This window comes from Limnospira sp. PMC 1279.21 (assembly GCF_032349615.1).
In the GTDB taxonomy this organism is placed as follows: Bacteria; Cyanobacteriota; Cyanobacteriia; order Cyanobacteriales; family Microcoleaceae; genus Limnospira; species Limnospira fusiformis.
On record NZ_JARPLU010000168.1, the window covers coordinates 1 to 9,785 of the forward strand.

Here is a 9,785-nt window from a genome sequence, read left to right on the forward strand (position 1 = left end):
ATCGCTCTGCTACTGGGAAAAGAAACCCGGTTTCTTAGAGAAACCGGGTTTCTAAGAGTCTCAACAAGCCACCGGGTTTCGGAAGTCCGGTGAAGGGTGAAAGCGGCTTGATTTACAGATGAGGATTTCCGGGGTCGATTTTTCTTAAAGTGGCGATCGCCTCCCTACGGGTAGATTCAGACTGAGTATTTTCAATAACTTGAAGCAACCCGGCGATCGCTTGAGGATTTCCGACACCGATTTTCTCTAAACGTGCGATCGCCTCCCTACGGGTATTTTCATCCTGAGTATTTTCAATAACTCCAAGCAACTTAGCGATTTCTTCATCCTCAACCGTCTTAATAACAGGTAACAACTCGCGGGGAATCGGAATCTTAATCTTGTCACTCACAGAAACCACCCCGCCCTCATTCGGTAACTGGGCGATCCCTGCCTTTGCTTCTTCAAACTTCTTGCGTCGATAATGCCCCATTGCCCTGGCAAAAATTAGCAGGCGGTCAAACTCTGGAATCGGTTGATGAATCATCTCCGTCAGCGTCGAAAGCCGCATCAAATCCCTGGGGTTTTCTCGGTATGCCCGCCGGAAAGCCGCCGCCAATAACTCCACTGATTTCTGAGGTTTGGCATAAGCCCAAGCCGCCCAACTTTGCGACTCGGCAAACTCCCGGACATAACTATCTTGACTGTTTAAATCTTTCTGCACATACTGCAATAAAAAACACGCCACTTCCTTCAGGCGTTTCTCTGTAAATCGAGGATTAGCTTTCAACTGGTCTAACAATTCTTGGCGGACTGTCGCATCCATTTCATACAATTCATGCCCCACCTCATCACACAAACTGGAGAGAATTAAATCCGAAACCGCAATCCAAGGAATATCGATAAATTCCCCCTGAATATCCCGCCGAAAATTCGCCCAAATCCGATACAGCAAATCGGGAGTTATCGCCAACGGTAACGCGGCATGATAAGCTAAAAAAAGGTGAGGCTCCCCAAACCTTTTCTGAAAAGCATTAATCCGACGTTTAGCCGCTTCTAGTTCCATGATATGCCGTCCATTTTCATCATTCAATGATTGCCCAAATCTGACAAACTAATCGCCTCTGCTATAACTTTATCCCGAATAAAATAATGTAATGACTTGGTGGTAACCACATCAACTTTCCGATTTAAGAGTTGTTCTAAATCTTGAATTAGTCCCACCGGAAACCAAGACGAGATTTTGGCTAAATCATAATCAATCAAGAAATCAATATCACTATCCTCCTGTTCTTCCCCCCTCGCCACCGACCCAAATATCCGCACATTGAACGCCCCATGCTGTTGTGCAACCGCTAAAATTTCCTCTCGTCTTTGTTGTAATTCATCCTTCAGTTTCATGATTAATTGCCGATAAAATTACTAATATATTTCATCATCTGTCATAGCGGAATCGCCTGATTGATAATCTGTTCTCTAAAATAATCCCGTAAACCTTTAACCGTCGTGACATCAACTTTTCGGTTTAACAATTCCTCTAAATCTTGGATTAAGGCAATTCTATCCAATAAACTGCAATTACTGTTCATTTCCACCAAGAAATCAATATCACTATCCTCCTGTTCTTCCCCCCTCGCCACCGACCCAAATATCCGCACATTGAACGCCCCATGCTGTTGTGCAACGGCTAAAATTTCATCTCGTCTTTGTTGTAATTCATCTTTGAGTTTCATACAATAATACCCTTGACAATTAGATGAAAAAATGCTAGGATTTATGACCAACTCACTGGATTTCCCCGTAACACCTTAACCGCATTTTGTAACCCAAGGCGATCGCATTCCAACATCGGGATTAACTTAGCGATTTCCCCAGCCGTGGACCTTGCCCACCGTTCTCTCGGCACAGGATTCACCCAAACCAGATAACGTAAGTGTTGCTGACACTGCCGCAGGAATCTCTCAGTCAATTGTAACCTATCTTCACTATATCCCCCCCGTGCCGCGCCAGCATCGCTAAAAATGAGCATACAAGCGCGATTGGCAGATAATCCGCTCAACATATCCTCCACCCTCACCGCCTCAGAATATCCCGGCTTCCCATAAACATAATCCACCGGACAATTATGGAAATAATAAACCCGCGATGCACCCAACTTTCCCCCCCGCGTGGCAGTGTCTTTCAGTCTATCCCCCAAAGGATGAAAAGCCACCATTGAACCATCAATATCCAACAGCAAAACCAACTCAACCAGATTCCTGCGTCGGGGGACTAACACCGGTTCCAAGAAAAACCCATCCCGGATAATTTTTTCTATGGTTGCGGTCACATCTAATTCAACCAATGGCCCCTCGCGAATCGGAAGCCGTAAATAACGCCAAGTTTGTTTCATTTCCCTTTTGGTTAACGGCAAATAATCCGAATATAAAAAAAACTGTTCACTGGTTATGGTTTTCAGTAACTGTACCTCATCATCCATTTCTACCGCCACCTCTTGCGGCATAAATTCAGATTCATCAGGTTCTCTTATTTCCCCCTGATAAGGCTCTCTTATTTCCCCCTGATAAGGTGGCGGAATTTGCGACTTTTCTTGATTGTCTGGAATCTGTTGATTTTCTGATTTTGATTGTGAATGGTCTAAAGGTTTATTAGTCGGTTTAGTGATGATTTTTTTGATACGGTCTAACCCAGACCTCAGTAGAGACTTTAATGGGTTGAATGGGACTGGTGGCTGTGCTGTCGGAATTGGGGGCTGTTGGGCGATAGGTTTCTCGACTGTTACCAATGGATTCTCAAGGGGTTTAGACATCACCTCCTCAAAATAAGAATTGAAAATTTTTTCATCTTCAACGGACTTCACCCACAAAGTTTTACAGAGTCTTTTTAACGCCGCTTCATCCTCAATGCCAAACCCTTTCATCAAGGCTTCTAACAGCAGTTCATATTCATCAATCCCCAACACAAAACCCGCTTGACGCAGCTTGTCAAATAACTCTCGCAGGGGTAAATCATTAACTTTCATCCTTCCCCCTAGATTTGCTTAAATAAAGTCGGTGGTCATCCCAAGTTTTCAGTAAAACCCCTAAATAGGGAAGTAAACGACCCTGTAACTTTTTCAGCACCTCATCATGAGGATATTGACGCAGGACCTCAAACCAATCAATCAACTCACTGGTACTGATATTTTTACCTCTTTCTCCTTTTTCCTCCCGCAAAAATCCCCGCAACTCCTGGAACTTATCCACCGCTGCTTCAATCAACTCATTTTCATTTTCAGGAATCGTTGATTTATCTTGTGTCACCCCAAAAACCCGAGCCATAATAATCTCAATTAACCGTTCTTTTTTGGGAAACTCAATATAATGAAATAAACAGCGCCTTAAAAAAGCATCCGGTAAATCTCGTTCCTGATTACTGGTAATAAAGATAATCGGAGAATGTCTAGCCGTCTTTTCCTTTTTCGTTTCGGGTATAGAGAAGCGTTTTTCGTCTAACTCCAATAATAAATCATTGGGGAAATCAATATCCGCCTTGTCAATTTCATCAATCAATAAAACGGTAGGTTTATCGCTGAGAAAAGCCTCCCCAAGTTTACCCAATTCTACATAGGTTTTAGGGTCTTTAACCCGCCGGATTTCTTCGGGGTCAGTAATTTGACCTAACCCCAGTAATTGAGAGTCCCGCAGTCTGGCTAAGTTATTATAGGTATAGAGGCCATCTTGTGCGCGACTGGTGGATTTAATCGTCCAGCAGAGATAGGGTAATTCCAACTCATAGGCGACAGCTTGGGCTAATTTAGTTTTACCACAACCGGGTTCACCTTGCAGCAGCAAAGGACGCTGTAAAGTAATGGCTAAATTAACGGCTTCCACAAGTTCATCACTGGGTAAATAGGGATAAACTCGCTGTCCATTCTCCTTATGGTCTTTAGGAGGATGCTTTTTTCCGGTATAGTGTTGATTAGACATTGGTTGATTCACTCTGTCATCCATATCAAAGACTTCCATAATAAATTATCGATTTTATCTCCATTTAATGTCAACTTCAAGCCTCTTGCAAATTGTATAGATAAAATCTTTGTGATAGATGTTTGTTTGGTCTATTATCAGCATTTCTTGAGGGAGGTTTTCTGTCAATCCCCATAATATTTTATCTTTAGAAAAATGGGTGCGTAACCATTGCCTTACTTGCCCTATTTTCATGGGTTTAATTTGTGTCAATTTGATGGGAATCTCAGGTATTTGCTCTGATGTAATATCTTCTGTAAAACTGATATCCCAACTCTGGGTACATCCGTCTACATCAAGCATAAATAACATTAAGCTATGATTGTAGTCATGAGAAGATAGTTCTCTTTGTTCCCTGGCATATTTGGCGAGAGGCTGCCAAAATTTATCAATAAATTCTTCCAGAAAGCTGGAGTCTATATTTTCTTCAACTTCAATAAGTATAATTATAGTGTTACGTTTCCAAATTTTACAGATTTCTTGAACAACACGATCAACTGAATATCCCGGCACTTCAAGTCTCAATTTTTCACTAATTTGCCTCAGAATACTGTTTAAGCAACGACTTTGAGTGTTACCCACAAAACTGAGATTTATAATAGCATCTGATGTATTATATCTATGACTTGTCTCAACTTGTACATGGAGAACATTTTCTATGAGAGAAGTTGCCAACCAATGGGGTTCGGACTTATTTGAACCATGAATCAAAAAAGCCCCCACTATTCCATCATTATCTAAAAACTCCTTAAATAAATTAACTTGCTCACTATAATCTAGTTCCAGCAAGGCTTGACGTAATTTATTTTCGATCCTTTCGCTGGGGTGAGGTTGAATTAACTCAATCATATAGTCTATCTTTTGGGATTGCTCATCGATTTTTTCGGAGATTCTTTCCTGCTGCTGTTCGGTTCCGGTTAACTGCTGTTCTATCTGTTCGAGTTTTGCCAAGGAAATTAGGGCAATTTCACCCTGTTGGGCTACTTGTTGCCGAATTCCTGTGATGAGTTGAAGCATTAACCCAGCAAAGGCTTTACCATCGGCTTTAAAGTCCTGTTTTAATGCTTCTCGTAAAACTCGCGGAAATTCTTTATGCAGTAATTCTGCTACATATTGGCGCACATAATCCGGCAAATCAACGCCTTCGGCTGAGTCTACCGCCATTAAATCTAATTTGGCTAAAATAGTCCGCCACTCTTCAACGGTCAAAATTTCCGCTTGAGTTAACCCTTCTTCTGTGGGGGTAATAATTAAGGGAATTTCTCCCTCGGTTAACTCTTGATATTTCGATTGAGCAAATTCAGAACGCGCCAATTCTACCCAGTTTTCTGTGGCTTTGGCGGCTATCATTTTCAGATGCTTGGAATAGGGGTTATTAGAATTTTGGGCAGCCAAATGAATAATTTGCGCGATCGCCTTTCCACAAACGCGAATTAAATCCTCATTCTCTAGCCTAACGTAATCAGAACCTCTGCTTGGGTCAAAGTTATCAATAGCATTGGCGGTATTTCCAGCCACCACGCTGGTAATAAACTCAACAAGTTTTTTCAAGAAATCTTGACCTTCCTTAGTCGATAAAAAACCGACCGGGATAGCCAACTCCGGTAATAAGACGGAAGCCCCAACATAAATTCCGCTACAAATCGCTACACGACGAAGCGATCGCCCAATGGTCATAAGTAACTACTGATTAGGAAGTATTCCGATGATACCACAATTGGGAAAAGACACTGGGAAAAGAAACCCGGTTTCTGGGAGATACCGGGTTTCTGGGAGATACCGGGTTTCTGGAAGTCTCTTATTGATTAGCGATCGCATAATCAATTAACTGTGCAATGCGGCGGCGGAGAGTTTCCAAACCGAGGGCATTAGCAGCCGAAATAAATACAGCTTGGGGGTATTCTTCTTGGGCAAAACGGAGAGTTTCCCCATCCACAGAATCGATTTTATTAAAAGCCAATAAAGCCGGACCCGGAGTAATCGGCATTTGAGTTAAAATCTCCATCACCGATTGAATTTGTGCCTGCCACGCCGGGTGAGATAAATCTACCAAATGCAGCAGCGCATCAGCATCAGTCACCTCCTCTAAAGTAGCGCGAAAAGCATCAATTAAAGCTGGGGGTAATTCATGAATAAACCCCACCGTATCAGTAATTACAATATTTTGGGGTTCTTCCGTAATCGCATCGGGGATAGTTAGGCGGCGGCTAGTGGGGTCGAGAGTAGCAAATAATTGGTCAGCCGCGTAAATTTCCGAAGCGGTGAGAACATTAAGCAAAGTAGACTTACCCGCATTCGTATAACCCACAATAGCCAATGTAGGAACCTCCTGGCGTTGGCGACGTTGGCGGAGACGGGCGCGATGGGCCTGTAGTTGGTTAACCTCCTGCTGAAGGCGGGCGATGCGCCGCTGAATGGCCCGTCTTTCCGTTTCTAGTTTAGTTTCCCCAGGTCCACGAGTACCAATACCGCCACCTAACCGAGACATAGCCTGACCCCTTCCGGTGAGACGCGGTAGACTGTATTCTAGCTGCGCGAGTTCAACCTGTAATTTTCCCGCCCCAGACTGGGCGCGTTGGGCGAAAATATCTAGGATAACTTCGGTGCGATCGACTACTCGGACTCCAATGCGGGTTTCCAAATTACGGACTTGCGCCGGAGATAAACTGCGATCGAAAACAATTAAGGTCGCCCCCAGAGTTTGCGCCGCCAGGGCAATTTCCTGGGTTTTTCCCTCTCCGACTACCGTTTGGGGATGGGGACGCGATCGCTTTTGGCGAAGAGTTTGCAGGACAATACCCCCCGCCGTATCCACCAGGCGGGCTAATTCGGCTAACCCTTCTTCAAATCTCTGGGTGGAAATTTTGTCAGTTTGTACCCCCACCAATAGCACCCTATCTTGGTCAGAGTTGACATCAAGGGCGACAAATTCCCGCTGAAATTCGGCTTCTAGTCCATCTACCAAATCCAGGAAATCTTGGTTAGAGAGAACATCAAGACTCATGGGGGATGAAACATAATAGGGTACTGGAGCCAGAGGACTATCAAGTTGGGTCTGGTTTTCCCCTTCCCCTTGGGGTAACAAATGGGCGAGATAGGCTTCTTTCACATAACCTGTCCCACCCCCCCCACGACGTTCAAACCCGCTTCCGGTCAGGGTCAAAATCGCCAAAACATCTAACCGTTGCATAGCCATGGCGGTTAAGACTGACTCCCTAGGTACATCAGATTTTAACTGGGTGGCTATACACCGAATACCACTGAGGCGACCATTACCATAGCGGGGCAATTCTAGGGCAGGAATGCGGGTCTGACTGACCGTGCCTACTCCCACCCTAATCACCTGCCCACGACGGTTTATATAGGCGCAGACTGGCTCTTTGATGTCTGTACTTACCCCGGCGAGTCGCTGGGCAAATTCTGAAGTAGTAATGCGATCGCCTGGTAGTTTTTGATGGTACAGGCGTTGCAGTTGTTTAAGCTGACTCGGTTTGAGACCTTGCAGGTTTCCGTGTATGGTTTCGATAGGCGCTCCTTTTGGTTGCTTAACATTTCCCCAAAATATAACAAAAAAATGAGTTTTGAGAACCGATATGGGGTCGCTCAAAACTCAATCTGCTAATATCTGAATGGAACTGGGGTTAGAACTGGAATGTAGTTCTCAGGGTTCCTACGAAAATGGTGGCATTGCGATCGTTATGACCGGGATTGGTGATGAAGTATCCTCCGGGAGTAATGGAAATATACTCGCTGAAGGGGAAGTGATAGAAGGCTTCAATGTGCAGTGAAGTATCACTATTTTCTAGGCTTGGTCTGTCATGGGAGGTCACTTTAGGAGGCATTCCCACAATTAATGCGCCTGTGTCGCCTTCTCGCAGTAAATCGGGGAAACCAAGAGTTACCGCCCAGTTGAGAATGGTCGCGCTATCACTGCCATTATTCTGTTGGTTAGCCCAGGTAGCACCGAACCAACCTCCTAATTGGAAGCTGTTAGCCAGCCGCCAATTGAATTGGAAACCTAGGTTATCACTGGTGGTCGCATTATCACCAAAGGGGCGATCGGCAATCCAGCTACCAGTCCCGCCAGCTACCTCTACACCGCCGTTAGTGAAATACTTGCGGGCATATTCTACCGCAAATCCCAGTTTTTCCGTCGGTTCAAACACAAACTGAGCCGATGCTGTATTACTACCGTTGAATAAGCCATTCCCAGCAGTAGCATCCGATGCGTTACCAGCTAAATAACTCAGATTCAATCGGTAACGGTCTCGATCGCCAAAGGCGAAGTTAGCCCCTACCCCGGCTCCTTCTGGACCCCGGAAAATGGCAGGGTTGCGCTGACCAAACATGGAAATTGAGCCTGTACCTTCACTATTAAAGGGGGTCAGAATTTCCATGGTGTCATCTAAATCGAGGCTGTTAGCACCGATAAAGATTTGCGCCCTGCCATTGAAAGCTGGGAAACGATAGTATAAATCATCTAGCTCTACTCCGTTGGAAGTCCCATCAAAGGGAGTCCGAGACATCAGGCTATTGGTTAGGTCGAAGTCGCTCAGGTTGGGATTGTCGTAAACCTGTAAACGGGTTTTTAACAGATCCTGTCCGGTGAAGCTAGTATCGAAGTCTAAGCGAACTCGATAGCCAAGATAGGTTTGGGTCGGGTCACTATTGCGGCGGCTAAAGGGACCTCCTGCCACGTTATGTCTAGCGCGATCGCCAAAGCTATCACCCGGCCAAAAGATGACTTCCCCATGCAGCCTGGTAGTGGTGGAGAATTGGTTAGCTTCCAATTCCGCAGTACGAGCTTCTAACACGGTTACCCGTCCGCGAATGCTGGCTAGTTCCGCCGCGAACTCTTCCATCAGTCGCTGCATTTTCGCCAGGTCTTCCCGAGTCACTAGGTCGGCTGTGGCGGCGTTAATTAATTCGTTAACCCTTTCTAAACAGGCGTTAACCCCCGCCGCAAATTCAAAACGGGTTAAGGCACGGTTTCCTCGGAATGTCCCATCTGGATAACCTGCAATACAACCATAGCGCTCAACTAAAGACTGGAGTGCTTGGAATGCCCAATCTGTAGGCTGTACGTCGGACAACTGAGAAACGGAAGTCACCTGAGACTGTCTCCGGCTTTGTCCTTCTCTACCGTATTGATTGAGCTGATTTAGCGTATTCCCATCGGAACTGGGAGCATCTAGGTCAGCGAGGGGAATTTCTGTGCCACGGTCCGCGACTGAGTTACCTTGGGAAAATACACCGCCAGCATGGGGGTTAACCGGAACTTGAGCTAGTTGCTGGGGTAACTCGGCTGTGACATCCTCAATAGATGCGATCGTGATAGCGTTGTTTGTCGTTAATTCTGTTTCTCCTGTCTCAGTAGCCGAAATTTCCGCCACCGCAGGTAGAGAGGCTAATAGACTAGCTCCCAATACTGCTGGACTGAGCAGCCAAAGATTTAATGATCGTTTCGACACTCTCTCTCTCCTCACACGGATAACTTGGTTGATAAGGTTTCGCAACGAGGAGATCAAAACCTCCCCTCGCTATTTTATACACCCTAGATTCGCCTTCGCGAAGCCCAGGTCTATAATATAACCAATTTATTCTGACATCTTCCCGTCATCGAATCCAAGATTACGATGAGGGCTTCCTTACCTTGCGATAAGGCATTCCTGTTTCCTTGGTCTTCCCTAGCAGTTCGTTGGTACAAGTGGCCTAAGCCTCCCAACATTGTTGCCCCGTTCCGATACCTGATACATTTACGCGACATTTTTCCGGTTGTTCCCGGACAATGCGACGATT

The 9,785-nt window shown here is 45.2% G+C and carries 8 protein-coding genes; all 8 read right to left on the minus strand.

Annotated features, from left to right (window positions below; genetic code table 11):
* Positions 1-112: 112 nt before the first annotated feature.
* On the minus strand, positions 113-1,072 hold the full coding sequence (locus tag P5683_RS19755) for a HEAT repeat domain-containing protein (protein WP_315640959.1): 960 nt from the start codon (positions 1,070-1,072) through the stop codon (positions 113-115).
* Positions 1,069-1,380: a nucleotidyltransferase family protein gene (locus P5683_RS19760; protein ID WP_315640958.1), complete on the minus strand. Its 312-nt coding sequence runs from the start codon at positions 1,378-1,380 to the stop codon at positions 1,069-1,071. Before P5683_RS19760 ends, P5683_RS19755 begins: the two co-directional genes overlap by 4 nt.
* Before the next feature lie 41 nt (positions 1,381-1,421).
* Entirely contained in the window at positions 1,422-1,712 is a 291-nt protein-coding gene (locus P5683_RS19765) for a nucleotidyltransferase family protein (protein ID WP_315640957.1), read from the minus strand.
* A gap of 41 nt (positions 1,713-1,753) precedes the next feature.
* The gene (locus P5683_RS19770) at positions 1,754-3,001 is read right to left on the minus strand and encodes a hypothetical protein (protein ID WP_006621744.1); all 1,248 of its coding nucleotides are present in this window, start codon (positions 2,999-3,001) and stop codon (positions 1,754-1,756) included.
* Positions 2,991-3,986 carry a MoxR family ATPase gene (locus P5683_RS19775; RefSeq protein ID WP_315640956.1) on the minus strand — a complete coding sequence of 332 codons (996 nt, stop codon included), beginning with the start codon at positions 3,984-3,986 and terminating at the stop codon, positions 2,991-2,993. Before P5683_RS19775 ends, P5683_RS19770 begins: the two co-directional genes overlap by 11 nt.
* A 15-nt stretch (positions 3,987-4,001) precedes the next feature.
* Positions 4,002-5,663 (minus strand): hypothetical protein, encoded by a 1,662-nt coding sequence (locus tag P5683_RS19780; RefSeq protein ID WP_315640955.1) that lies wholly within the window; start codon positions 5,661-5,663, stop codon positions 4,002-4,004.
* A gap of 121 nt (positions 5,664-5,784) precedes the next feature.
* Positions 5,785-7,593, minus strand: coding sequence for a GTPase HflX (hflX, locus tag P5683_RS19785; RefSeq protein ID WP_008056837.1), 1,809 nt, complete (start codon positions 7,591-7,593; stop codon positions 5,785-5,787).
* 34 nt (positions 7,594-7,627) lie between these two features.
* On the minus strand, positions 7,628-9,457 hold the full coding sequence (locus P5683_RS19790; RefSeq protein WP_008056836.1) for an iron uptake porin: 1,830 nt from the start codon (positions 9,455-9,457) through the stop codon (positions 7,628-7,630).
* Positions 9,458-9,785 lie beyond the last annotated feature (328 nt).